Source organism: Streptomyces sp. NPDC053750, assembly GCF_044544295.1.
In the GTDB taxonomy this organism is placed as follows: domain Bacteria; phylum Actinomycetota; class Actinomycetes; order Streptomycetales; family Streptomycetaceae; genus Streptomyces.
In genome coordinates this window covers 162,280-187,507 of sequence record NZ_JBITXB010000007.1, presented here as the reverse complement: position 1 = coordinate 187,507, position 25,228 = coordinate 162,280, and the positions used below count along the sequence as shown (strand labels likewise).

General features: G+C 69.9%; 22 protein-coding genes. 4 read left to right on the top strand and 18 right to left on the bottom strand.

All coding sequences use genetic code 11. The features are described 5' to 3' along the window. Positions 1 to 148 precede the first annotated feature (148 nt). Genes nuoN through ACIGO6_RS21450 form a run of 14 tightly spaced genes read right to left on the bottom strand, consistent with a single transcriptional unit; the run spans position 149 to position 16,260 of the window. Positions 149 to 1,807 (bottom strand): NADH-quinone oxidoreductase subunit NuoN, encoded by a 1,659-nt coding sequence (gene nuoN / locus ACIGO6_RS21515; RefSeq protein WP_399878539.1) that lies wholly within the window; start codon positions 1,805 to 1,807, stop codon positions 149 to 151. Next, entirely contained in the window at positions 1,804 to 3,375 is a 1,572-nt protein-coding gene (locus ACIGO6_RS21510; RefSeq protein WP_399878537.1) for an NADH-quinone oxidoreductase subunit M, read from the bottom strand. Before ACIGO6_RS21510 ends, nuoN begins: the two co-directional genes overlap by 4 nt. Before the next feature lie 5 nt (positions 3,376 to 3,380). Further along, positions 3,381 to 5,345, bottom strand: a complete 1,965-nt coding sequence (gene nuoL / locus ACIGO6_RS21505; protein WP_399878535.1) for an NADH-quinone oxidoreductase subunit L — start codon at positions 5,343 to 5,345, stop codon at positions 3,381 to 3,383. Between the two features lie 11 nt (positions 5,346 to 5,356). Beyond that, positions 5,357 to 5,656 carry an NADH-quinone oxidoreductase subunit NuoK gene (gene nuoK, locus ACIGO6_RS21500; RefSeq protein WP_003974374.1) on the bottom strand — a complete coding sequence of 100 codons (300 nt, stop codon included), beginning with the start codon at positions 5,654 to 5,656 and terminating at the stop codon, positions 5,357 to 5,359. Continuing rightward, positions 5,653 to 6,510 carry an NADH-quinone oxidoreductase subunit J gene (locus ACIGO6_RS21495; RefSeq protein WP_399878533.1) on the bottom strand — a complete coding sequence of 286 codons (858 nt, stop codon included), beginning with the start codon at positions 6,508 to 6,510 and terminating at the stop codon, positions 5,653 to 5,655. Before ACIGO6_RS21495 ends, nuoK begins: the two co-directional genes overlap by 4 nt. Beyond that, positions 6,507 to 7,148, bottom strand: coding sequence for an NADH-quinone oxidoreductase subunit NuoI (gene nuoI / locus ACIGO6_RS21490; protein WP_399878532.1), 642 nt, complete (start codon positions 7,146 to 7,148; stop codon positions 6,507 to 6,509). The genes ACIGO6_RS21495 and nuoI overlap by 4 nt, the downstream gene beginning before the upstream one ends. Continuing rightward, complete coding sequence (gene nuoH, locus ACIGO6_RS21485; protein WP_399878530.1) at positions 7,141 to 8,517, bottom strand: NADH-quinone oxidoreductase subunit NuoH; 1,377 nt, start codon at positions 8,515 to 8,517, stop codon at positions 7,141 to 7,143. Before nuoH ends, nuoI begins: the two co-directional genes overlap by 8 nt. After that, the gene (locus ACIGO6_RS21480) at positions 8,514 to 11,018 is read right to left on the bottom strand and encodes an NADH-quinone oxidoreductase subunit G (protein WP_399878528.1); all 2,505 of its coding nucleotides are present in this window, start codon (positions 11,016 to 11,018) and stop codon (positions 8,514 to 8,516) included. The genes nuoH and ACIGO6_RS21480 overlap by 4 nt, the downstream gene beginning before the upstream one ends. Continuing rightward, entirely contained in the window at positions 11,015 to 12,364 is a 1,350-nt protein-coding gene (nuoF, locus tag ACIGO6_RS21475) for an NADH-quinone oxidoreductase subunit NuoF (protein WP_399878526.1), read from the bottom strand. Before nuoF ends, ACIGO6_RS21480 begins: the two co-directional genes overlap by 4 nt. Further along, the gene (nuoE, locus tag ACIGO6_RS21470; RefSeq protein WP_399878524.1) at positions 12,361 to 13,233 is read right to left on the bottom strand and encodes an NADH-quinone oxidoreductase subunit NuoE; all 873 of its coding nucleotides are present in this window, start codon (positions 13,231 to 13,233) and stop codon (positions 12,361 to 12,363) included. Before nuoE ends, nuoF begins: the two co-directional genes overlap by 4 nt. Next, entirely contained in the window at positions 13,230 to 14,564 is a 1,335-nt protein-coding gene (locus ACIGO6_RS21465; protein WP_399878523.1) for an NADH-quinone oxidoreductase subunit D, read from the bottom strand. Before ACIGO6_RS21465 ends, nuoE begins: the two co-directional genes overlap by 4 nt. Next, the gene (locus ACIGO6_RS21460) at positions 14,561 to 15,337 is read right to left on the bottom strand and encodes an NADH-quinone oxidoreductase subunit C (protein WP_399878521.1); all 777 of its coding nucleotides are present in this window, start codon (positions 15,335 to 15,337) and stop codon (positions 14,561 to 14,563) included. The genes ACIGO6_RS21465 and ACIGO6_RS21460 overlap by 4 nt, the downstream gene beginning before the upstream one ends. Further along, on the bottom strand, positions 15,334 to 15,888 hold the full coding sequence (locus ACIGO6_RS21455; protein ID WP_018528252.1) for an NADH-quinone oxidoreductase subunit B family protein: 555 nt from the start codon (positions 15,886 to 15,888) through the stop codon (positions 15,334 to 15,336). The genes ACIGO6_RS21460 and ACIGO6_RS21455 overlap by 4 nt, the downstream gene beginning before the upstream one ends. Positions 15,889 to 15,900: 12 nt before the next feature. After that, positions 15,901 to 16,260: an NADH-quinone oxidoreductase subunit A gene (locus tag ACIGO6_RS21450; protein WP_003974383.1), complete on the bottom strand. Its 360-nt coding sequence runs from the start codon at positions 16,258 to 16,260 to the stop codon at positions 15,901 to 15,903. A 765-nt stretch (positions 16,261 to 17,025) separates the two neighbouring features. On the opposite strand from ACIGO6_RS21450, the gene ACIGO6_RS21445 reads away from it, so the two are divergent. Next, positions 17,026 to 17,859, top strand: coding sequence for a C40 family peptidase (locus ACIGO6_RS21445; protein ID WP_399878519.1), 834 nt, complete (start codon positions 17,026 to 17,028; stop codon positions 17,857 to 17,859). Between the two features lie 174 nt (positions 17,860 to 18,033). Then, complete coding sequence (def, locus tag ACIGO6_RS21440) at positions 18,034 to 18,693, top strand: peptide deformylase (protein ID WP_399878517.1); 660 nt, start codon at positions 18,034 to 18,036, stop codon at positions 18,691 to 18,693. Here def and ACIGO6_RS21435 read toward each other — a convergent pair whose 3' ends face one another. Next, positions 18,694 to 19,977, bottom strand: a complete 1,284-nt coding sequence (locus ACIGO6_RS21435) for a geranylgeranyl reductase family protein (protein WP_399878515.1) — start codon at positions 19,975 to 19,977, stop codon at positions 18,694 to 18,696. A gap of 98 nt (positions 19,978 to 20,075) precedes the next feature. Between ACIGO6_RS21435 and ACIGO6_RS21430 the strand changes: the two genes are divergently transcribed. Together ACIGO6_RS21430 and ACIGO6_RS21425 are read left to right on the top strand one after the other, a co-directional pair. Further along, positions 20,076 to 20,582 (top strand): GNAT family N-acetyltransferase, encoded by a 507-nt coding sequence (locus ACIGO6_RS21430; RefSeq protein WP_399878513.1) that lies wholly within the window; start codon positions 20,076 to 20,078, stop codon positions 20,580 to 20,582. Between the two features lie 123 nt (positions 20,583 to 20,705). Then, positions 20,706 to 21,092: a PASTA domain-containing protein gene (locus tag ACIGO6_RS21425; protein WP_399878511.1), complete on the top strand. Its 387-nt coding sequence runs from the start codon at positions 20,706 to 20,708 to the stop codon at positions 21,090 to 21,092. On the opposite strand, the gene ACIGO6_RS21420 is transcribed toward ACIGO6_RS21425, so the two are convergent. Genes ACIGO6_RS21420 through ACIGO6_RS21410 form a run of 3 tightly spaced genes read right to left on the bottom strand, consistent with a single transcriptional unit; the run spans position 21,079 to position 25,212 of the window. Then, a complete protein-coding gene (locus ACIGO6_RS21420) occupies positions 21,079 to 21,774 on the bottom strand; it encodes a demethylmenaquinone methyltransferase (RefSeq protein WP_399878509.1) in 696 nt (231 codons plus the stop codon). The two genes, ACIGO6_RS21425 and ACIGO6_RS21420, sit on opposite strands and share 14 nt — an antisense overlap. Positions 21,775 to 21,817: 43 nt before the next feature. Then, a complete protein-coding gene (locus ACIGO6_RS21415) occupies positions 21,818 to 22,966 on the bottom strand; it encodes an acyltransferase (protein ID WP_399878507.1) in 1,149 nt (382 codons plus the stop codon). Continuing rightward, entirely contained in the window at positions 22,966 to 25,212 is a 2,247-nt protein-coding gene (locus ACIGO6_RS21410; protein ID WP_399878505.1) for a bifunctional polysaccharide deacetylase/glycosyltransferase family 2 protein, read from the bottom strand. The genes ACIGO6_RS21415 and ACIGO6_RS21410 overlap by 1 nt, the downstream gene beginning before the upstream one ends. Positions 25,213 to 25,228: the final 16 nt, after the last annotated feature.

The window sequence follows — 25,228 nt, the reverse complement described above, 5'->3', positions numbered from 1 at the left end:
TGGTGGTTGTTGTGGGGGGGGGGGGGGGGCGGGGCCCCCCCCCCGCGGGGGGGGGGGGGGGGGGCGGGCCCCCGCCGCGGGGGGGGGGGCGGGGCGGGGGGGGGGGGGCCCCCCCCCCGCCGCCGTGTCCGAACCGGCGAGCGCCGCGTCAGCGCACGAACACCCCCGCCTGCCCCGCCAGGTCCAGGAAGTACTGCGGCGCCACGCCGAGCACCACCGTGACCGCCACCCCGACGCCGATCGCCGTCATCGTCAGCGGCGACGGCACCGCGACGGTCGGGCCCTCCGGGCGTGGCTCGCTGAAGAACATCAGCACGATCACGCGGATGTAGAAGAACGCCGCGATCGCCGACGAGATCACGCCGATCACGACCAGCGGGGCCGCGCCGCCCTCCGCCGCCGCCTTGAACACGGCGAACTTGCCCGAGAACCCGGAGGTCAGCGGGATGCCCGCGAAGGCCAGCAGGAACACCGCGAACACGGCCGCCACCAGCGGCGACCTGCGCCCGAGGCCGGCCCACTTCGACAGGTGCGTCGCCTCACCCCCCGCGTCGCGCACCAGGGTCACCACCGCGAAGGCGCCGATGGTCACGAAGGAGTACGCGGCCAGGTAGAAGAGGACGGACGAGATGCCGTCCGGCGTGGTCGCGATGACACCCGCGAGGATGAAGCCCGCGTGCGCGATCGACGAGTACGCCAGCAGCCGCTTGATGTCCGTCTGCGTGATGGCGACGATCGCGCCGGCCAGCATGGTGACGATCGCCACGGCCCACATCACCGGCCGCCAGTCCCAGCGCAGGCCGGGCAGGACGACGTACAGGATGCGCAGCAGAGCGCCGAAGGCCGCCACCTTGGTCGCCGCCGCCATGAAGCCGGTCACCGGTGTCGGCGCGCCCTGGTACACGTCCGGCGTCCACATGTGGAACGGCACCGCGCCCACCTTGAACAGCAGGCCCATGACGATCAGCGCGGAGCCGACGAGCAGCAGCGCGTCGTTGCCCATGGTGTCGGCGAGCGCCGGGGTGACGTTCTGGACGGTGCCGTCGACGACCTGCGCGATCGTGCCGTACGACATCGAGCCCGCGTAGCCGTAGAGCAGGGCGATGCCGAACAGGGTGAACGCGGAGGCGAACGCGCCGAGCAGGAAGTACTTGACCGCCGCTTCCTGAGACATCAGCCGCTTGCGGCGGGCCAGCGCGCACAGCAGGTACAGCGGCAGGGAGAAGACCTCCAGGGCCACGAAGAGCGTCAGCAGGTCGTTGGCCGCCGGGAAGACCAGCATGCCGGCGACGGCGAAGAGCAGCAGCGGGAACACCTCGGTGGTGGTGAACCCGGCCTTCACCGCCTTCTGCTCGCTCTCGCTGCCCGGTACGGACGCGGCCTGCGCGGCGAAGGAGTCGACGCGGTTGCCGTGGGCCGCCGGGTCGAGCCGCCGTTCGGCGAAGGTGAACAGGCCGACCAGGCTCGCCAGCAGGATCGTGCCCTGCAGGAAGAGGGCCGGCCCGTCCACGGCGATGGCACCCATCGCCGCGATGCCCGCCTTGGTCGTGCCGTATCCGCCCGCCGCGAGCGCGACGACCGCGGCGAAGGCGGCGATCAGCGCGACGACGGACACGAACATCTGCACGTAGTAGCGGGACCTGCGCGGCACGAAGGCCTCGATCAGGATGCCGATGATCGCCGCACCGATGATGATCAGGGTGGGCGAGAGCTGCCCGTACTCGATCTTCGGCGCGTCGATCTTCGAGATCGGATCGGCTGCCGTCGCCGCCGTTGTCCACAGGCTGTGGACGGCTGTTGCGCTCACTTGGCCGCCTCCACCTCAGGCTGGGGGTCCTTCTTCTGTACGTCGGACATGGTCTGCTTCACCGCGGGGTTGACGATGTCCGTGAGGGGCTTCGGATAGACGCCCAGGAAGATCAGCAGCGCCACGAGCGGCGCCACGACCACCAGCTCGCGCACCCGCAGGTCGGGCATCGCGGACACCGCCGGCTTCACCGGGCCCGTCATCGTCCGCTGGTAGAGGACGAGGGTGTAGAGCGCGGCGAGGACGATGCCGAAGGTGGCGATGATGCCGATCACCGGATAGCGCGTGAACGTGCCGACCAGGACCAGGAACTCGCTGACGAAGGGCGCGAGGCCCGGCAGCGACAGGGTCGCCAGGCCTCCGATGAGGAAGGTGCCGGCGAGCACCGGGGCGACCTTCTGCACTCCGCCGTAGTCGGCGATGAGCCGCGAGCCGCGCCGCGAGATCAGGAATCCGGCGATCAGCATCAGCACCGCGGTCGAGATGCCGTGGTTGACCATGTACAGCGTCGCGCCGGACTGGCCCTGGCTGGTCATCGCGAAGATGCCCATGATGATGAAGCCGAAGTGCGAGATCGACGCGTAGGCGATCAGTCGCTTGATGTCGCGCTGGCCGACCGCGAGCAGCGCCCCGTAGATGATGCTGACGACCGCGAGCACGAGGATGACCGGCGTCGCCCACTTGCTCGCCTCCGGGAAGAGCTGGAGGCAGAAGCGGAGCATCGCGAAGGTGCCGACCTTGTCGACGACCGCCGTGATGAGGACGGCGACCGGAGCGGTGGACTCCTGCATGGCGTTGGGCAGCCAGGTGTGCAGCGGCCACAGCGGCGCCTTCACCGCGAAGGCGAAGAAGAAGCCGAGGAACAGCCAGCGTTCGGTGCTGGTCGCCATGTCGAGCGAGCCATTGGCCCGGGCCTCGGCGATCTCGGTGAGCGAGAAGTTCCCGGCGACCACGTACAGCCCGATCACCGCGGCCAGCATGATCAGTCCGCCGGCCAGGTTGTAGAGGAGGAACTTCACCGCCGCGTACGACCGCTGGGTGGCGGCCGTCTTCTCGCCGTGCTCGTGGGCCCGGTCCCCGAAGCCGCCGATCAGGAAGTACATCGGGATCAGCATGGCTTCGAAGAAGATGTAGAAGAGGAAGACGTCGGTGGCCTCGAAGGAGAGGATCACCATCGCCTCGACGGCCAGGATCAGGGCGAAGAAGCCCTGCGTCGGCCGCCACCGGCTGCTGCCGGTCTCCAGCGGATCGGCGTCGTGCCAGCCCGCCAGGATGATGAACGGGATCAACAGGGCGGTCAGCGCGATCAGCGCCACCGCGATGCCGTCCACGCCCAGTTCGTACCGGACGCCGAAGTCCGCGATCCACGAGTGCGACTCGGTGAGCTGGTAGCGGTCGCCGTCGGGGTCGAAGCGGACCAGGACCGCGACCGCCAGCGCGAGGGTGGCCAGTGAGAACAGCAGCGCGAGCCACTTGGCCGCGGTGCGTTTCGCGGCCGGCACGGCGGCCGTGGCGATGGCCCCGACGGCCGGGAGCGCCGCCGTGACTGTCAGCAGGGGAAAGGACATCGGTATCAGACCGCCCTCATCAGCAGGGTCGCGGCGACGAGGACCGCCGCACCGCCGAACATCGAGACCGCGTAACTGCGCGCGAACCCGTTCTGCAGCTTGCGCATCCGCCCGGACAGGCCGCCGACCGACGCCGCCGTGCCGTTGACGACCCCGTCGACCAGGCTGTGGTCGACGTAGACCAGGGAGCGCGTGAGGTGCTCGCCGCCGCGGACCAGGACGACATGGTTGAAGTCGTCCTGGAGCAGGTCGCGCCGGGCGGCCCGGGTGAGCAGCGACCCGCGCGGGGCCACGGCCGGCACCGGACGACGGCCGTACTGCGCCCAGGCGACGGCGACGCCGATGACCATCACGGCGACCGTCGAGACGGTGACGGTCAGGGCGCTGATCGGCGCGTGACCGTGGTCGTGCCCGGTGATGGGCTCCAGCCAGTGCACAAAGCGGTCACCGATGCTGAAGAACGCACCGCCGAACACCGAGCCGACGGCCAGCACGATCATCGGGATCGTCATGATCTTCGGCGACTCGTGCGGGTGCGGCGGTGTGTACTCGCCGCGCGTCTCGGCGGCGGGCTCCACGTCGGGCTTGGCCGGCGACGGCGTCGGGGCGTTGCGCCAGCGCTCCTCGCCGAAGAAGGTCATCAGCATCACGCGGGTCATGTAGTACGCCGTGATGGCGGCGCCCAGCAGGGCACAGGCGCCGAGGATCCAGCCCTCGGTGCCGCCCTTGGCGAACGCCGACTCGATGATCTTGTCCTTCGAGAAGAAGCCGGACAGGCCCGGGAAGCCGATGATGGCGAGGTAGCCGAGGCCGAAGGTGACGAAGGTGACCGGCATGTACTTGCGCAGTCCGCCGTAGCGGCGCATGTCGACCTCGTCGTTCATGCCGTGCATGACCGAACCGGCGCCGAGGAAGAGCCCGGCCTTGAAGAAGCCGTGCGTCACCAGGTGCATGATCGCGAAGACGTAGCCGATGGGGCCGAGGCCCGCGGCCAGCACCATGTAGCCGATCTGCGACATGGTCGAGCCGGCGAGCGCCTTCTTGATGTCGTCCTTGGCGCAACCGACGATCGCACCGAACAGCAGCGTGACCGCACCGACGATGGTCACGACCAACTGCGCGTCGGGCGCGCCGTTGAAGATCGCACCCGAGCGGACGATCAGGTACACGCCCGCCGTCACCATGGTCGCGGCGTGGATGAGGGCCGAGACGGGGGTCGGACCCTCCATCGCGTCCCCGAGCCAGGACTGCAGCGGCACCTGGGCGGACTTGCCACAGGCGGCGAGGAGCAGCATCAGGGCGATCGCGGTGAGCTTGCCCTCGTCGGCCGAGCCCGCGAGCCCGGCCTCCCCGTGGCCGCCGAGCACCGGGCCGAAGGCGAAGGTGCCGAACCACAGGAACATCAGCATGATCGCGATCGACAGGCCCATGTCGCCGACGCGGTTGACCAGGAAGGCCTTCTTGGCGGCCGTGGCCGCGCTGGGCTTGTGCTGCCAGAAGCCGATCAGGAGGTAGGAGGCGAGTCCGACGCCCTCCCAGCCGACGTACAGCAGCAGGTAATTGTCGGCGAGGACCAGCAGCAGCATCGCCGCGAGGAACAGGTTCAGATAGCCGAAGAAGCGGCGGCGCCGCTCGTCGTGCTCCATGTACCCGACCGAGTACAGGTGGATGAGCGAGCCGACGCCGGTGATCAGCAGGACGAACGTCATCGACAACTGGTCGAGCCGGAAGGCGACGTCGGCCTGGAAGCCCTCCACCGGGATCCAGCTGAACAGGTGCTGCGTCAGGGTGCGGTCCTCGGCGCCGGCGCCGAGCATGTCGGCGAAGAGGACGACGCCGATCACGAAGGACGCGGCGGCCAGCAGCGTGCCGATCCAGTGGCCGACGGCGTCCAGCCGACGTCCGCCGCACAGCAGGACCGCCGCTCCGAGCAGAGGCGCCGCCACCAGCAGCGCAATCAGGTTCTCCACGTTTCAGCCCCTTACAGCTTCATCAGGCTGGCGTCGTCGACCGAGGCCGAGTGGCGGGAACGGAACAGGGACACGATGATCGCGAGCCCGACCACGACCTCCGCGGCGGCGACGACCATCGTGAAGAAGGCGATGATCTGGCCGTCGAGGTTGCCGTGCATCCGGGAGAAGGCGACGAACGCGAGGTTGCAGGCGTTGAGCATGAGCTCGATGCACATGAAGACCACGATCGCGTTGCGCCGGATCAGCACACCGGTGGCGCCGATCGTGAACAACAGGGCCGCGAGGTAGAGGTAGTTGACGGGGTTCACTTCGACGCCTCCTCGGACCGCTTGAAGTGCGCCGGCTCGACCGCCTTGCGCTCCAGGCGCTCCTCGGCCCGCTGCTCGAGGGCCTTGAGATCGCCCAGCGCCTCCATCGACACGTCACGGATCTGCCCCCGGTCGCGCAGCGTCTTGCTGACGGTGAGCTCGGACGGGGTCCCGTCGGGCAGCAGGCCCGCGATGTCGACCGCGTTGTGCCGCGCGTACACGCCGGGGGCGGGCAGCGGCGGAACGTGCTTGCCCTCGCGGACGCGCCGCTCGGCCAGCTCGCGCTGGGTGGCGGCCCGTTCGGTGCGCTCCCGGTGGGTGAGCACCATGGCGCCGACCGCGGCCGTGATCAGCAGGGCGCCGGTGATCTCGAAGGCGAAGACGTACTTGGTGAAGATCAGGGACGCGATGCCCTCCACGTTCCCGTTCGCGTTCGCCTGGGCGAGGCCGCTGAACTCCGTGACGGACGCGTTGCCGATGCCGGCGACCAGCAGGATGCCGAAGCCGAGCCCGGACAGCAGGGCCAGCCAGCGCTGCCCCTTGATGGTCTCCTTCAGGGAGTCCGCCGCGGTGACACCGACGAGCATCACCACGAACAGGAACAGCATCATGACCGCGCCGGTGTAGACGACGATCTGCACGATGCCGAGGAAGTAGGCGCCGTTGGCGAGGTAGAACACCGCCAGGACGATCATGGTCCCGGCGAGGCAGAGCGCGCTGTGCACGGCCTTCTTCATGAAGACGGTGCACAGGGCGCCGATCACCGCGACGGTGCCGAGGATCCAGAACTGGACGGCCTCTCCGGTGGAGGTGCCGGCAGAGAGAGTCGCTGCGGCGGCGAGCTGCGCGCTCATCGGCGGATCACCTCCTCCGAGGCCGGTTCGGTCCCACCGAAGGTCGAGTCGGCCTCCTGGACCACCTCTCCCTTGGAGTGGGCGACCTGCCGCTCGGTGCCGGGCGCGGCCTCGGTCACCAGGCCCCGGTAGTAGTCCTGCTCGTCCGTGCCCGGGTAGATGGCGTGGGGCGTGTCGACCATGCCCTCCTCCAGGCCGGCCAGCAGCTGGTCCTTGGTGAAGATGAGGTTGGCGCGACTGGAGTCGGCCAGCTCGAACTCGTTGGTCATCGTCAGCGCGCGCGTGGGGCACGCCTCGATGCACAGGCCGCACAGGATGCAGCGGGCGTAGTTGATCTGGTAGACGCGCCCGTACCGCTCGCCGGGCGAGTAGCGCTCCTCGTCGGTGTTGTCCGCGCCCTCCACGTAGATCGCGTCGGCGGGACACGCCCAGGCGCACAGCTCGCAGCCGACGCACTTCTCCAGGCCGTCCGGATGGCGGTTGAGCTGGTGCCGTCCGTGGAAGCGCGGAGCGGTGGTCTTCTGCTGCTCCGGGTACTGCTCGGTCAGCCGCTTCTTGAACATGGCCTTGAAGGTCACACCGAAGCCGGCCACGGGGTTCAGGAAACCGGGGTCGGTCTCCTTGGGTTCCTCAGCCATCGGACGCCTCCTTTCCATCCGTAGATCCACCCAGAGATCCGTCACTCTGAGTATCGACCCCACCACTGACAATCAGCTCCCGCTCCCGGCGCGGACGGCGTCGCGGCACCGGCGGCAACTCCTGTCCGGGCATCGGCGGTACGGGGAACCCTCCGGCCATCGGGTCGAAGGCGGCCGGCTCCTCGGGGGGAGCCTCGGCCCGCTTGCCCTTGTCCCGGTACATGTCCACGACGAAGGACAGCACCAGCAGGACCAGGACACCGCCGGCGATGTAGAGGGCGATGTCGCTGAACTCGTAGTTCTCGTTGCGCAGGGCCCGCACGGTCGCCACCAGCATCAGCCAGACCAGGGAGACCGGGATGAGGACCTTCCAGCCGAGCTTCATCAGCTGGTCGTAGCGGACGCGCGGGAGCGTGCCGCGCAGCCAGATGAAGAAGAACAGCAGCAACTGGACCTTGACCACGAACCAGAGCAGCGGCCACCAGCCGTGGTTGGCGCCCTCCCAGAAGGTGCTGACCGGCCACGGTGCCCGCCAGCCGCCGAGGAAGAGGGTGGTGGCGACCGCCGAGACGGTCACCATGTTCACGTACTCGGCGAGCATGAACATCGCGAACTTGATCGACGAGTACTCGGTGTTGAAGCCGCCGACCAGGTCGCCCTCGGACTCCGGCATGTCGAAGGGGGCACGGTTGGTCTCGCCGACCATGGTGACGATGTAGAGGATGAAGGAGACCGGCAGCAGCACGATGTACCAGCGGTCGGTCTGCTGGGCGACGATCTCCGAGGTCGACATCGACCCGGAGTAGAGGAACACCGAGGCGAACGCGGCGCCCATCGCGATCTCGTAGGAGATCATCTGCGCGCAGGAGCGCAGTCCGCCGAGCAGCGGATACGTCGATCCGGAGCTCCAGCCGGCGAGCACGATGCCGTAGATGCCGACCGAGGCGACCGCCAGGATGAACAGCATGGCGATCGGCAGGTCGGTGAGCTGCATGGCGGTGCGGTGGCCGAAGATCGAGACCTCGTTGCCGGCCGGCCCGAAGGGGATCACCGCGATCGCCATGAAGGCCGGGATGGCCGCGACGATCGGCGCGAGGACGTACACCGCCTTGTCGGCGCGTTTGACGACGACGTCTTCCTTGAGCATCAGCTTGATGCCGTCGGCGAGCGACTGGAGCATGCCCCAGGGGCCGTGCCGGTTCGGTCCGATGCGCAGCTGCATCCAGGCGACGACCTTGCGCTCCCACACAATGGAGAACAGCACGGTCACCATCAGGAAGGCGAAGCAGAAGACCGCCTTGACGACGACCAGCCACCAGGGATCGGTGCCGAACATCGAAAGGTCTTCAGCGGCGAGGTACGGGCTCATGCCTCCACCTCCTTGGGGGCCTCGCCCGCGAGCGTGGCCGGACCGATGCGGACGAGGGATCCGGGCAGCACCCCGGCGTCGGAGGCGACGCCGGTGCCGGCCGAGTTCAGCGGGAGCCAGACCACCCGGTCGGGCATCTCGGTGATCTGCAGCGGGAGTTCGACGACCCCGGCGGGGCCGGTCACGGCGAGCACGTCGCCGTCCTTGACGCCCGCCTCGGCGGCCGTGGCGGCCGACACACGCGCGCGTGCGGCGTGCCGGGTGCCGGCGAGCGCCTCGTCGCCCTGCTGGAGGACGCCCTGGTCGAGCAGCAGTCGATGCCCGGCCAGTACCGCCTCTCCGGTGGCCGGTCGCGGCAGCGCGCTCGCGGTGTGCAGCGGTTCACCGGCCCGCGGTCCGCCCCAGGGACCGAGCCGGTCGATCTCCGCGCGGGTGGTGCGCAGGTCCGGCAGGCCCAGGTGTACGTCCATGGCGTCGGCCAGCATCTGGAGCACGCGCGCGTCGGCGGGCGCGAGGCGGCGGGTCATCTGGTCGGGCTTCAGCGCGGCCTCGAAGAAGCGCGCCCTGCCCTCCCAGTTGAGGAACGTCCCGGCCTTCTCGGCGACCGCGGCGACGGGCAGGACCACGTCGGCGAGAGCGGTGACCTCGCTGGGCCGCAGCTCCAGCGACACGACGAAGCCGGCCTCGGCGAGTGCCGCACGCGCGCGTGCCGGATCGGGCAGGTCGGCGACCTCCACACCCGCCACCAGCAGCGCCTGGAGCTCGCCCCGGGCCGCGGCCTCGACGATCTCGCCGGTGTCGCGGCCGTAGCGGTGCGGGAGGTCGGCCAGGCCCCAGACCGCGGCGACCTCCTCACGCGCGCGCGGGTCGGTCGCCGGGCGCCCGCCCGGCAGCAGCGAGGGCAGCGCCCCGGCCTCGATCGCACCGCGCTCCCCGGCCCGGCGCGGAATCCACACCAGCCGGGCGCCGGTCGCGGAGGCGGTCCGTACGGCGGAGGTGAGGCCGCCTGCCACGGACGCCAGCCGCTCACCCACGACGATCACGGCGCCCTCGGCGCGCAGGGCCTCGGCGGCCCGGGCTCCGTCGCCCTCCAGGCCGACGCCGCTCGCGAGCGCGTCCAGCCACTCGGTCTCGGTGCCGGGGGCGGCCGGCAGCAGGGTGCCGCCGGCCTTCTCCAGACCCCGGGTGGCATGCGTGGCCAGCGAGAAGACCTTCTGTCCGTGCTTGCGCCAGGCCTTGCGCAGCCTCAGGAAGACGCCGGGCGCCTCCTCCTCGGCCTCGAACCCGACCAGCAGTACGGCGGGCGCCTTCTCCAGCGTGGTGTACGTGACCCCCGTACCGTCGAGGTCACGGCCGCGTCCGGCGATCCGGGAGGCCAGGAAGTCGGCCTCCTCGGAGCTGTGCACGCGCGCGCGGAAGTCGATGTCGTTGGTGTCGAGCGCCACGCGCGCGAACTTGCTGTACGCGTAGGCGTCCTCGACGGTGAGCCGGCCGCCGGTCAGCACACCGGTCCGGCCCCGCGAGGCGAGCAGTCCCTGGGCGGCGATCTGCAGGGCCTCCGGCCAGGAGGCCGGTTCCAGGTCACCCTCGGCGTTGCGCACCAGCGGGGTCTCCAGCCGGTCGCGCTGCTGCGCGTACCGGAAGGCGAAGCGCCCCTTGTCGCAGATCCACTCCTCGTTGACCTCGGGCTCGTTGGCCGCGAGCCGCCTCATGACCTTGCCGCGCCGGTGGTCGGTGCGGGTCGCGCAGCCGCCGGAGCAGTGCTCGCAGACGGACGGAGAGGAGATCAGGTCGAACGGGCGGGAGCGGAACCGGTACGCCGCCGAGGTGAGCGCGCCGACCGGGCAGATCTGGATGGTGTTGCCGGAGAAGTACGACTCGAAGGGGTCGCCCTCGCCGGTGCCGACCTGCTGGAGCGCGCCCCGCTCGATCAGCTCGATCATCGGGTCGCCCGCGACCTGGTTGGAGAACCGGGTGCAGCGGGCGCACAGCACGCACCGCTCGCGGTCGAGCAGCACCTGCGTGGAGATCGGCACGGGCTTCTCGTACGTCCGCTTCCTGCCCTCGAAGCGGGAGTCGGCCTGGCCGTGCGACATGGCCTGGTTCTGCAGCGGGCACTCGCCGCCCTTGTCGCAGACGGGGCAGTCCAGCGGGTGGTTGATGAGCAGCAGCTCCATCACACCGTGCTGGGCCTTCTCGGCGACCGGCGAGGTGAGGTGGGTCTTCACCACCATGCCGTCGGTGCAGGTGATGGTGCAGGACGCCATGGGCTTGCGCTGGCCCTCGACCTCGACGATGCACTGGCGGCAGGCGCCGGCCGGGTCGAGGAGAGGGTGGTCGCAGAACCGGGGGATCTCGATGCCGAGTTGTTCGGCCGCGCGGATGACCAGGGTGCCCTTGGGCACGCTGATCTCGGCGCCGTCGATCGTCAGCGTGACGAGGTCCTCCGGCGGGACCGCCGCCTCTCCCCCTCCCGAGGGGGCATTGGTGGTCACGGTCATGCGTTCACCTCCGTGCGGTCGGCCCAGGCCGTCGACTTGGCCGGGTCGAAGGGGCAGCCGCGGCCCGTGATGTGCTCCTCGTACTCCTCGCGGAAGTACTTGAGCGAGGAGAAGATCGGCGAGGCGGCACCGTCGCCGAGGGCACAGAAGGACTTGCCGTTGATGTTGTCGGCGATGTCGTTCAGCTTGTCGAGGTCGCTCGTCGAGCCCTTGCCGGCCTCGATGTCGCGCAGCAACTGGACGAGCCAGTACGTGCCTTCGCGGCACGGTGTGCACTTGCCGCAGGACTCGTGCGCGTAGAACTCGGTCCAGCGGGTGACGGCGCGCACGACGCAGGTCGTCTCGTCGAAGCACTGGAGCGCCTTGGTGCCGAGCATGGAGCCGGCGGCACCCACTCCTTCGTAGTCGAGGGGGACGTCGAGATGCTCGTCGGTGAACATCGGCGTGGAGGAGCCGCCCGGTGTCCAGAACTTCAGCCGGTGACCGGGGCGCATGCCGCCGCTCATGTCGAGGAGCTGGCGCAGCGTGATGCCGAGCGGGGCCTCGTACTGGCCGGGGCTCGCCACGTGGCCGCTGAGCGAGTAGAGCGTGAAGCCCGGGGACTTCTCGCTGCCCATCGACCTGAACCAGTCCTTGCCCTTGTTCAGGATCGCGGGAACCGATGCGATCGACTCGACGTTATTCACCACAGTCGGGCACGCGTAGAGGCCCGCGACGGCAGGAAAGGGGGGACGGAGCCGCGGTTGACCCCGGCGGCCTTCGAGCGAGTCGAGCAGTGCGGTCTCCTCACCGCAGATGTACGCGCCCGCGCCCGCGTGCACGGTGAGTTCGAGGTCGAGTCCGCTGCCCAGGATGTTCTCGCCGAGGAAGCCGGCCGCGTAGGCCTCGCGCACGGCCTCGTGCAACCGTCGCAGCACTGGCACGACTTCACCACGCAGATAGATGAAGGCATGCGAAGACCTGATGGCGTAACACGCGATGACAATGCCCTCGATGAGGCTGTGCGGGTTCGCGAAGAGGAGCGGGATGTCCTTGCAGGTCCCCGGCTCCGACTCGTCGGCGTTGACAACTAGATAGTGAGGCTTGCCATCCCCCTGGGGAATGAACTGCCACTTCATCCCCGTCGGGAACCCCGCGCCGCCGCGTCCACGCAGACCGGAGTCCTTGACGTACGCGATCAGGTCGTCCGGCGACATCGCCAGCGCCTTGCGAAGCCCCTCGTATCCCTCGTGCCTCCGGTAGACGTCCAGAGTCCAGGACTCGTCCTCGTCCCAGAAGGCCGACAGCACGGGTGCGAGCAGTTTCTCCGGGCTGGTGTCCTTGATCTCGGCTGCCAAGGTCATCACTTCCCCTCCTCGGCGGTAGGCCCTGCCGGGTGGGACGGGTCGGAGGCCGATGTGTCCTGCGGCGCGTCGTGCGAGCTCAGGTGTTCCGTCGGAGACGGGTCGTGCACGGCCCGGTCCTGCGGCGCGTCGTGCGGCCCGCCGTCCCGCGGGTGCACCACGCGCGCGACGGACGCCTCGCCCTTGGCCAGCTTGAGGCCGACCAGGGAGGCGGGACCCGCGCTGCCGCCGGCCGCGACGGCGCCGTCCCGCTTGTCGGGGAAGCCCGCCAGGATCCGGGCGGTCTCCTTGAAGGTGCACAGCGGCGCACCGCGCGTGGGCGTCACCGGCCGTCCCGCGCGCAGGTCGTCGACGAGGCGCCTGGCGCTCGCCGGGGTCTGGTTGTCGAAGAACTCCCAGTTGACCATTACCACCGGGGCGAAGTCGCAGGCCGCGTTGCACTCGATGTGCTCCAGGGTGACCTTGCCGTCCTCGGTGGTCCCGCCGTTGGCGACGCCCAGGTGCTCCTGGAGGGAGTCGAAGATGGCGTCTCCGCCCATGACCGCGCAGAGTGTGTTGGTGCAGACGCCGACCTGGTAGTCACCGCTCGGCCCACGTCGGTACATGGTGTAGAAGGTGGCGACCGCGGTGACCTCGGCCGTGGTCAGGCCCAGCATGTCCGCGCAGAACTGCATCCCGGTGCGTGTGACGTGCCCCTCCTGCGACTGCACGAGGTGCAGCAGCGGCAGGAGGGCGGACCGGGAGTCCGGGTAGCGGGCGATGACCTCGCGCGCGTCGGCCTCCAGCCGGGCCCGGACGTCGTCCGGGTAGGCGGGCGCGGGCAGTTCCGGCATGCCCAGGCTGACGCCCCGCTCGGAAGAAGAGGTGGTCACCGGTCGACGCCTCCCATCACGGGATCGATGGACGCCACGGCGACGATGACGTCGGCGACCTGGCCGCCCTCGCACATCGCCGCCATGGCCTGCAGGTTGGTGAAGGACGGGTCGCGGAAGTGGACCCGGAAGGGGCGGGTGCCGCCGTCGGACACGACGTGCACCCCGAGCTCGCCCTTGGGCGACTCGACCGCCGCGTACGCCTGTCCCGGCGGTACGCGGAAGCCCTCGGTGACCAGCTTGAAGTGGTGGATCAGGGCCTCCATGGAGGTGCCCATGATCTTCTTGATGTGGTCGAGGGAGTTGCCCAGTCCGTCCGGGCCCAGGGCGAGCTGGGCGGGCCAGGCGATCTTCTTGTCGGCGACCATGACCGGGCCGGGCTGCAGCCGGTCCAGACACTGCTCGACGATCCGGAGCGACTGGCGCATCTCCTCCAGCCGGATCAGGAAGCGGCCGTAGGAGTCGCAGGTGTCGGCGGTCGGGATGTCGAAGTCGTAGGTCTCGTAGCCGCAGTACGGCTGGGTCTTGCGCAGGTCGTGCGGCAGGCCCGTGGACCTGAGGACCGGGCCGGTGGCGCCGAGGGCCATGCAGCCGGCCAGGTCGAGGTAGCCGACGTCCTGCATGCGGGCCTTGAAGATGGGGTTCCCGGTGGCGAGCTTGTCGTACTCCGGGAGGTTCTTCTTCATCTTCTTCACGAACTCGCGGATCTGGTCCACCGCACCGGGCGGCAGGTCCTGGGCGAGTCCGCCCGGGCGGATGTACGCGTGGTTCATCCGCAGGCCGGTGATCAGCTCGTAGATGTCGAGAATCAGTTCACGATCACGGAAGCCGTAGATCATGATCGTGGTGGCGCCGAGTTCCATGCCGCCGGTGGCGATGCACACCAGGTGGGAGGAGAGCCGGTTCAGCTCCATGAGGAGCACCCGGATGATCGAGGCTCGGTCCGGGATCTGGTCCTCGATGCCGAGGAGCTTCTCGACGCCCAGGCAGTACGCCGTCTCGTTGAAGAACGGCGTCAGGTAGTCCATGCGCGTCACGAACGTGGTGCCCTGCGTCCAGGTCCGGTACTCGAGGTTCTTCTCGATGCCGGTGTGCAGGTAGCCGATGCCGCAGCGGGCCTCGGTGACCGTCTCGCCGTCGATCTCCAGGATGAGACGGAGCACCCCGTGGGTGGAGGGGTGCTGCGGGCCCATGTTGACGACGATGCGCTCGTCGTCGGAGCGGGCCGCCGTCTGCACGACCTCGTCCCAGTCGCCGCCGGTGACCGTGTAGACGGTGCCCTCGGTGGTCTCGCGCGCCGAAGCCGCGGACGCTGACTGTGTGCTGCTCACGAGTACGACCTCCGCTGGTCCGGAGCCGGGATCTGGGCGCCCTTGTACTCGACGGGGATGCCGCCGAGGGGGTAGTCCTTGCGCTGCGGGAAGCCCTGCCAGTCGTCCGGCATCATGATCCGCGTCAGGGCCGGGTGACCGTCGAAGACGAGGCCGAAGAAGTCGTAGGCCTCGCGCTCGTGCCAGTCGTTGGTCGGATAGACGGAGACCAGCGACGGGATGTGCGGGTCGCTGTCGGGGGCGCTGACCTCGAGGCGGATCAGCCGGTTGTGGGTGATCGAGCGCAGGTGGTAGACGGCGTGCAGCTCGCGGCCCTTGTCGTTCGGGTAATGGACGCCGCTGACGCCGGTGCACAGCTCGAAGCGCAGGGCCGGGTCGTCGCGCAGGGTGCGGGCGACGCGGACCAGGTGCTCGCGCTCGATGTGGAAGGTCAGCTCGCCGCGGTCGACGACCGTCTTCTCGATGGCGTTGTCGGGCAGGAGATCCTGCTCCTCCAGCGCGCCCTCGAGCTCGTCGGCGACCTCGTCGAACCACCCTCCGTAGGGCCGGCTCGCCGGCCCGGGGAGCCGGACCGAGCGGACCAGGCCGCCGTATCCGGAGGTGTCGCCGCCGTTGTTGGCGCCGAACATCCCGCGCTGGACGCGGATCTCCTCGCCGCCCTGACCGCGCTGGCCGGGGAGGTTCTCCGCGGACAGGTCCTTCTCGGGGTTCACCCCGTTCGCGTCACCCGCGGTGTTCTTGGAGTCACCGGAGGTGTTGTTCGCGTCGCTCACCGCAGCAGCCCCTTCATCTCGATGGTGGGCAGGGCCTTGAGCGCCGCCTCCTCCGCCTCGCGGGCCGCTTCCTCCGCGTTCACACCGAGCTTGGAGCTCTGGATCTTCTGGTGGAGCTTGAGGATGGCGTCCATCAGCATCTCGGGGCGTGGCGGGCAGCCGGGGAGGTAGATGTCGACCGGGACGATGTGGTCGACGCCCTGGACGATCGCGTAGTTGTTGAACATGCCGCCCGAGGAGGCGCAGACCCCCATGGAGATCACCCATTTCGGGTTCGGCATCTGGTCGTAGACCTGGCGCAGCACCGGCGCCATCTTCTGGCTGACCCGGCCCGCGACGATCATCAGGTCCGCCTGCCGCGGTGAGCCGCGGAAGACCTCCATCCCGAAGCGCGCCAGGTCGTAGCGGCCGGCACCGGTGGTCATCATCTCGATGGCACAGCAGGCGAGGCCGAACGTGGCGGGGAAGACGGACGATTTGCGCACCCAGCCCGCGGCCTGCTCGACGGTGGTCAGCAGGAAGCCGCTCGGCAGTTTTTCTTCGAGTCCCATGTCAAAGGCCCCTCAGTCCCATTCCAGGCCGCCGCGCCGCCATACGTACGCGTACGCGACGAAGACGGTGAGCACGAAGAGCAGCATCTCCACGAGCCCGAAAATCCCCAGGGCGTCGAAGGTGACGGCCCAGGGGTAGAGGAAGACGATCTCGATATCGAAGATGATGAAGAGCATCGCCGTCAGGTAGTACTTGATGGGGAAGCGCCCGCCACCGGCCGGCGTGGGGGTCGGCTCGATGCCGCACTCGTAGGCCTCGAGCTTCGCCCGGTTGTACCGCTTCGGACCGATCAGCGTGGCCATGACCACGGAGAAGATCGCAAAGCCTGCCCCGAGGGCTCCCAGTACGAGGATGGGCGCATACGCGTTCACCGCTCCTCGCTCCTCTCAGTCGGCACTGACTGCTGGCGGTTGCATCGGACTCACAACCGCCCCAGCAGCACCACGAGCCCCGCTCGTCCCGGCGAAGATCGCGAACATGTGAAGCAGGTCACAAGCCCAACTGCTCCGCATCTTATGCCCGTGGCTCTGTGATCTGCGACACGGGGTATTGCACAAGCTTTGTGATCTCCACCACCTGACGAAGGATCATGAAGTCGGATGAGCGGTGATCTTCACACAAGAAGCGTTCAGCTGATCACCAGAGGTGACATTTTCGTTCATCATCGCTGGCCAGCGGGCACGCCGGGCGGGCGTCTCCATATCAAGAGGCTTCCCTTGCATGCAAATTGGTGTTGGACGGGATCCCTTGGTAGTGGAGTCCGTTCACACGTCAGAGGGAGGCGTGGGCGCGATGTGGACACGTGCACGCGTTCACGAGCGCCGCGAGTGCCCGTCCGGGCCGGCTTTCACGCGGGGGACGCGTCCGCCGGGGTAACCGTTCCGTGACCTGCGCCACATTCATGAGAGGCGTCTGAGAACCGGGCTTGGCCAACCGTCCCAACCAGTGGTAAGCGCGGGGCAATTCGGGCGTAACGATCAAAGACCGTGATCACAGGCTGGTCACGGCCCGCCCGCAATGTCCGTTAGGGCGTCAATAAAGAGCGACACGCCCGGGATTCGGTGGCCGATTGAACAACTGTGGCGCAGCACACGTTTCTTGAAGGTATGGAGGAGCTCCTGATACCGGTTGTCCCTATGTCCCACACCGCTCACATACGCAGCCACCGGAAGCCCCGCCGCAGCGCGTCGACCATCGCGATGCGAGCCGGAGTTGCCGGTGGCGTCCTCAGCACCCTGGCAGTGGCCGGGGCGTCGGGTTCGGCCAACGCGGCCGAACCGGTGACGCAGACCCTCGAACTGCCCACGCTGACGGCCGACCTGGCCGCTCAGGTCGCCCAGTCGGCGGACGTCACGCAGCAGGCGGCCGCCGGCTACGAGCTGCGGGCCGAGCGTGACGCGGCCGCGACGCAGGCCGCCAAGGAGGCCAAGGCAGACCTCGCCGAGGCCAAGAAGAAGGCCGCCGAGGCCAAGAAGAAGGCCGAGGAGGACGCGCGCAAGGCCGCCGCCGAGCGTGCCGCGCGCACGGCCGAGCGCGCCACCCTGAGCGCCTCGGTGGACACCGGCTCCTCCGACAGCTCGGGCAGCAGCGTCAGCAGCAACACGTCCACGGCCACCGGTTCGGCCGCCGCGGTCGTCTCCTTCGTGCAGGCCCAGGTCGGCGACGCCTACGTCTCCGGCGGTACCGGCCCCAACTCGTGGGACTGCTCCGGTCTGGTGCAGGCCGCCTTCAAGCAGGTCAACGTCGACCTGCCGCGCGTCTCCCAGGCCCAGTCGACGGCCGGCACCCAGGTCTCGCTGAGCAACCTCCAGCCGGGCGACATCCTGTACTGGGGCGGCGCGGGCAGCGCGTACCACGTGGGCGTCTACGTCGGCGACGGCATGTTCGTCGGCGCGCAGAACTCCGCCACCGGCGTAGTGATGAAGCCGCTGTCGTACGACCCGCCGAGCGGCGCGGTGCGCGTGCTCTAGGACGCACGCACAGCACCACGCACCACACACACGCACGCGGGCTCCGGCGAGCCCGGGTACGACTCACGCAGGGCCGCAGCCGCTCGGGGGCTGCGGCCCTGCGAGCGCTCCTGACATGCTCGTGTACGGGCCGGATCACCACCGGCCCGTACACGAGCCGAAGGAGAGAACGTCATGCCCAGTGTGTTCGTACAGGGGCGGCCCACCGCCTCCTACCCCCCGCTCGCGCCCGAGGCCCGGCGCGGGTCGGTGCGCCGGGTCACCGAGTTCGGTGAGGAGGTGCTGCACAGGCCGTGCCGGGACGTCACCGAGTTCGGGCCGGACCTCGCCGCGCTCATCGACGACATGTTCCGCACGATGTACGTCGCGGAGGGTGCCGGACTGGCGGCCAATCAGGTGGGGGTCGATCTGCGCCTGTTCGTGTACGACTGCCCGGACGACGACGGTGTCCGACATGTCGGGCACATCGTCAATCCGGTGCTGGAGACCCTCGACCCGGCCGCGCGGCGGCTGCTCGACGAGGGCGAGGGGTGCCTGTCGGTGCCGGGCGCCGTCATGGCCGTACCGCGGCCCGACCGGGCCGTCGTGCGGGGCCTGGACAAGGACGGCGGTCCGCTCCGGGTCGAGGGCACCGGCTACTTCGCGCGCTGCCTCGCCCACGAGACCGACCACGTGAACGGGCACGTCTACCTGGACCGGCTCTCCGCCCGGGAACGGAAGGCGGCGCTGCGGCAGTCGGCGGACCGGCGGGACGAGGTCTTCGCACGCCGGGCCGCCAACGCCGCGGCTCTCGACCGGGACCGCGGCGACGCCGCCGGTCGGCCCCGGGGCTGATCAGGCCTTGGGCGCGACCTTGCTCAGCCCGTTGATGATGCGGTCCATCGCGTCGCCGCCCGTCGGGTCCGTCAGGTTGGCGAGCATCTTCAGGGTGAACTTCATCAGGATGGGGTGGGTGAGGCCGCGCTGGGTCGCGATCTGCATGACCTTCGGGTTGCCGATGAGCTTCACGAAGGCGCGGCCCAGCGTGTAGTAGCCGCCGTAGGTGTCCTTCAGGACGCGCGGGTAGCGCTGCAGGGCGATCTCCCGCTGGGCCGGCGTGGCCCGCGCGTGTGCCTGGACGATGACGTCGGCGGCGATCTGGCCGGACTCCATGGCGTAGGCGATGCCCTCGCCGTTGAAGGGGTTCACCAGGCCGCCGGCGTCGCCGACGAGCAGCAGGCCCTTGGTGTAGTGGGGCTGCCGGTTGAAGGCCATGGGCAGGGCGGCGCCGCGGATCGGGCCGGTCATGTTGTCGGGAGTGTAGCCCCAGTCCTCCGGCATGGAGGCGCACCAGGCCTTGAGGATCTCGCGCCAGTCGAGCTCCTTGAAGGAGGTGGAGGTGTTCAGCACGCCGAGGCCGACGTTCGACGTCCCGTCGCCCATGCCGAAGATCCAGCCGTAACCCGGCAGGAGCCGGTCCTGGGCGCCGCGGCGGTCCCACAGTTCCAGCCACGACTCCAGGTAGTCGTCGTCGTGGCGGGGCGAGGTGAAGTACGTGCGGACGGCGACGCCCATCGGGCGGTCCTCGCGGCGGTGCAGCCCCATCGCCAGGGACAGGCGGGTCGAGTTGCCGTCGGCGGCCACGATCAGCGGGGCGTGGAAGGTGACCTCCCGCTTGTCCTCCCCCAGCTTGGCGTGCACGCCGGTGATGCGGCCGGTGCGGTCGTCGACGACCGGGGCGCCGACGTTGCAGCGCTCGTGGAGCCGGGCGCCGGCCTTCTGGGCCTGACGGGCGAGCTGCTCGTCGAAGTCGTCGCGCTTGCGGACGAGTCCGTAGTCCGGGAAGGAGGCGAGATCCGGCCAGTCCAGCTGGAGTCGGGAGCCGCCGCCGATGATGCGCAGACCCTTGTTGCGCAGCCAGCCGGCCTCCTCGGAGATGTCGATGCCCATGGCCACGAGCTGCTTGACCGCGCGCGGGGTGAGGCCGTCGCCGCACACCTTCTCCCTGGGGAAGGCGGTCTTCTCCAGCAGGAGGACGTCGAGCCCTGCCTTGGCCAGGTGGTAAGCGGTGGTGGAGCCGGCTGGCCCCGCGCCCACGACGATCACATCGGCGGTGTTGTCGGAGAGGGGCTCGGTCACGGCGGGATCTCCCCAGAGTTCGAAATCAGCGTGCCGACGGGCACTGGACACGGGCAGTCTATTCAGCGTCACCGATCACCCGGCTGAAGGGCTGCCCAGTGAACCGAGCTCTGCCTGTAGTAAGGCTGCGCGTCCCCACCGACGAGGACGCCGTCGCCTGGCACCGGGTCTTCGACGACCCGGACGTCATGGAGTTCCACGGCGGGAGGTCCGCGGAGCTGTCCGTCTACGAGGAGCTCACCGCCCGCCAGCGCCGGCACGACGCCGAGCACGGCTTCTGCCTGTGGACCATGGTGGACGAGGAGGGCCGGGTCATGGGCTTCACGGGCGCCCAGCCCTGGCCGCAGGACTGGGGACCCAAGGGCGAGATCGAGATCGGCTGGCGCCTCGGGCGGGGGTACTGGGGCAAGGGGTACGTCACTGCGGCGGCCCATCAGACACTGGAGCGGGTGCGCGCGGCGGGCGTCGCGGAGGTGGTCGCGATGGTCAACGCCCGCAACGGGCGGTCCATAGCGGTCACGGAGCGGCTGGGCATGCGGCTCGCCGACGCCTTCACCATCCCGGGGTCCGGACAGGAGGGGCACTGCTACCGGCTCGCGCTGTGACGCGGAGCGCTGTGACACGAGGCGCTGTGACACGGAGTGATCGACTGTCACAGCAAGCCACATGACGCTTCCCGAGGGCGCACGGCGGAGCTAATCTGCCGGGTACCGCTGGGGGTGACGTCCGTGCGCCTGACACCCGAGAAATCCGACGTGCAAGTGCCCCGCCTGGTCGGCCTGATGGCCGTGGACGCGTGGGAGACGGCCCGGACGAAAGGGCTGTTACTGCATGCGCAGGACCGGCCCGACGTCCGTCTCGCCGTCGTCGACCACGTCGTACGCCAGTACCCGCAGCCCGGCGCCCGGGTGCCGCGGGAGTCGAGGGTGTACGTGTGGTTCGACTTCGGGGAGGGCGAGGGCGGCGGGGGCATCCGCGAGCCGCGTGTGCCGAGACCGCCGCTGGGCGGGCTCCGGCGGGAGCTCACCGAGCCGGGCGAACAGACCGGACGGACCGACCGGAGCGAGCGGGCCGAACGCCCGCCGCGCTACTGCGCCGCGCTCAGCTCTCCTTGAAGCCCCGGTGCAGCGCCACCACGCCGCCCGTGAGATTCCGGTACGCCACCCTCGACCAGCCGGCCTTGCCCAGCCGCTCGGCGAGCGCCGGCTGGTCGGGCCAGGCGCGGATGGACTCGGCGAGGTAGACGTACGCGTCCGGGTTGGAGGACACCGCACGGGCCACCGGCGGCAGGGCGCGCATCAGGTACTCGGTGTAGACGGTGCGGAACGGCGCCCAGGTCGGATGGGAGAACTCGCAGATGACGACCCGGCCGCCGGGCCGCGTCACCCGGTACATCTCGCGCAGCGCCGCGTCCGTGTCCTGCACGTTGCGCAGCCCGAAGGAGATGGTGACCGCGTCGAAGACGTCGTCCTTGAACGGCAGCCGCGTCGCGTCACCCGCGGTGAACGGCAGCCAGGCGTGCCGCTCCTTGCCGACCTGGAGCATGCCGAGGGAGAAGTCGCAGGGGACGACGTAGGCACCGGTGCGGGCGAAGGGCAGGGACGAGGTCGCCGTACCCGCCGCGAGGTCCAGGACCTTCTGCGCGGGCCGGGCGTCGACGGCCCGGGCGACCGCCTTGCGCCACGCCCGGTCCTGGCCGAGCGACAGCACGGCGTTCGTCAGGTCGTACCGTTCCGCGACGTGGTCGAACATCGAGGCGACTTCGTGCGGCTGCTTGTTCAGGGAAGCGCGGGTCACGCACCCATTGTTGCAGCCCGTGCCCCCGTCGCCGCGGACGGGCTCACGGCACGAGCCGCGGCCTCTTCCGCGCGGCGACGTCCTCCACCCATCCGAAGAGGACGACGAACACGGCGACGAGGCAGCAGCCGACGCCCAACAGGAACCACTGGCTCTCCAGCGGCAGATACGCCTCGAACGCGGGCACCTCCCAGAACCGGTCGATCAGCGGTACGGCCAGGATCAGGGCCAGCTCGTGCCAGAGGTAGATCGTCACCGCGCGGGCGTTGCAGACGGTCACCAGCCGGTCCAGCCGCCGCCACCGTGCCAGTCCCGCGAAGTCGAGGCCGCACCGCCCCTTGGAGTACATCAGCAGCGTCACGAACCCGGCCGACCAGAAGGCCTGCGCGAGCGGGATGTCGTCGAGGTCGTAGGTGCCGTACTCGCCCTGGTGCGCGAAGGCGTACCAGGCGCCGTAGGCGAGGGCCGCGAGGGACAGGGCGACGACGGCGACCGGCTTCAGGCGTCCCAGCACCCCGTCGCGGTGCGCGAAGCCGAGGATCCAGCAGAAGAGGTACGTCGCCACGTCCAGCAGCCCGGTCCCGAAGCGGTTCTCCGGCGGCTGCCACACGAACTGGAAGACCACGATCGGCGCCAGGGACAGCAGCAGCACGGCCACGGGGGCGAGCCGGAACACCCGCAGCAGCAGCGGGGAGAGGAGGACGAACCACAGGTACGTCCTCAGGTACCAGAGGATCTCCCAGGCCTGCGCGCCCCAGGCGTTGCCCGGCGGGTCGCCGAGCGGCACGAGCCAGTAGACGATCTGCCACCCGGGCATCCAGCCGTGCACCAGCATCGCGCCCACCACGAAGACGCCCCAGCACCAGAACGGCGGCAGGAGGCGGCGCAGCCGGCTCCGGATCACCGTGGCCGCGGGCCGCTGGAGCGACTTGGCCATCAGGGTGCCGGCCAGGCCGAACATGATGCCCATGGACGGGAAGACCAGCCCGGCCCACGGCCAGCCGAAGGCGTGGTACGCGACGACCCGGACGAGAGCGAGGGCGCGCAGGGTGTCGAAGTAGCGGTCCCGGCCCGGCGTGGCGCTCGCAGCAGGGGCAGCCACGCTCACGGCGGGAGCAGCCGGGCTCACGGCAGGAGCACGGCGCGCGACCCCCTCGCCGCGGCGCACGGCCCCCTTGCTGTGCGCCCCCATCACCCGGTCCCCGCCGGCGTCCCCACCTCACCCGTCCGCTTCAGCTTCTGCCAGCGCAGCCGGCCGCCGGTGAGGGCGGTGACGCAGGAGTGGATGAGGACGAGGTACATCATCTGCCGGTACGCCAGCTGCTGGAGCGGCAGCATCAGCAGGTACCGGTACTTCTCCCGGTCGAGCCGGAAGGCGTAGGCCGCGCACACGAGCTGGACGCCGAGCACCGCCAGCCAGGCGAGCAGCGCCGCCTGGAAGTCGATGAAGATCATCGAGTAGGCGGTGAACACATCGATGAGCGGGGCGAAGACCGGCGTGACCACCTGGAAGAGCACCACCAGCGGCATGCCGACCCGCCCGAAGCGGCCCGAGGGCCCCTTGTCGGTCAGGGAGCCGCGGTGCTTCCACAGCGCCTGCATGGTGCCGTAGGACCAGCGGTAGCGCTGCGACCAGAGCTGCTTGAGCGAGCCCGGCGCCTCCGTCCACGCCCGGGCGTGCTCCTGGTAGACGACCCGCCAGCCGGCGCGGTGCAGGGCGATGGTGATGTCGGTGTCCTCGGCGAGGGTGTCCTCGCTCATGCCGCCGACCTGGAGGACCGCCTCGCGACGGAACGCGCCGATCGCGCCGGGGATGGTCGGCATGCAGCGCAGCAGGTCGTACATGCGCCGGTCGAGGTTGAAGCCCATCACGTACTCGATGTGCTGCCAGGCGCCGATGAGGGTGCGCCGGTTGCCGACCTTGGCGTTGCCCGCGACCGCGCCGACGCCGGGGTCGGCGAAGGGCTGCACCAGGTGCCGCACGGTGTCCGCCTCGAAGACGGTGTCGCCGTCCATCATCACGACGATGTCGTACCGGGCGTGCCGGACGCCGTTGTTGAGGGCGGCGGGCTTGCCCGCGTTGGCCTGCCGGACGACGCGGACGTTCGGCAGGCCCATGGACTCCGCGATGTCCGCCGTGCCGTCCGTCGACCCGTCGTCCACGACGATGATCTCGATCGGGTGGGTGCTCTGCGCCAGCGACCGCAGGGTGGACTCGATGCACTCCTTCTCGTTGTACGCCGGGACGATCACGCTGACCGGTTCGGTGACCGGCGGCCCCCAGCTGAAGCGGCGTCTGTTGCGCTGTCTGTAATGGCGGCGGGCGAGGACCAGCATCATCGCGAACCGGCCCATGACGGCCACGCCCACCACCATCAGTCCGACCGACAGCGCCGGCACCGTCCACTCGGCGACGGCGACGGCCGCGACGAGCGCCTTGCCCTCGTAGAGGGTCGTGCCGGTGGCCTCGTGGTGGGCGGCCTGAAGGCGGTCACCGGTGCCGGACGCCCGGGCGGCGCCGGGCCCGCCGGAGGGCTGCTGCTCGGTCATGACGCCGCTGATGGTGGTGAAGGTGTAGCCCTTCGCCTTCATCTTCTCGATGTACTTCGGCAGCGCCTCGATCGTCTGCGAGCGCTCGCCACCGGCGTCGTGGAAGAGGACGGAGGCGCCCTTGTCGTCCTTGGGGGTCGCCCACTTGATGATGTTCGAGACGCCGGGCTGCTTCCAGTCGTCGCTGTCGGTGTCGATGAAGACGCTGGTGTAGCCGTCCTCGCCGAGCTGCTGGTAGACGGGCCAGCTGTAGTTGTCGATGGCGTCCGTCTGAGAGGAGTACGGCGCCCGGAACAGCGTGGTGGTGATGCCGGCCGCGCCCGCGAGCGCGAGCTGGGTCTGCTCGATCTCGCGGGTGACGCGGGAGTCGCTCTGGTAGGAGAGGTCGACGTGGGTGAAGGTGTGGATGCCCACCTCGTTGCCCTGCTCGACCAGGTCCGACACGATCCCCGGGTAGCGCGAGACCATCGAGCCGACCAGGAAGAACGTGCCGGGCACGTCGTACTTCTCGAGGATCTCCAGCACCTGCGGCGTCCAGGTGGGGTTCGGGCCGTCGTCGAAGGTCAGGGCGATCGTCTTGTCCGGGACGGAGACGGTGGTGGCCTGTCCGCCGCGGAAGGTGAGGATGGGCCCGCCGTCGAGGATCTCGTCCGGTACGTCGTCGGCGCTGGCGCCGGTGCGTACGCGCTGGTCGCCGCCCACCTCCGCGCGCAGATAGCCGTCGAGGAGCATTACGCAGGTCAGCGCCAGCAGGAGCAGCAGGGCGAGGAGGACCCGCGGCCGTTGCAGCGCGGCGGCCCGGCCGGCGGCCCGCTCGATGCGGGAGGGCGCGCGGCGGCGGCCTCGCGCGGGCGGGGAGGACGGGGAGGGAGGCGTGGGCGTGGTCATGGAGGTGGGGGCGTCC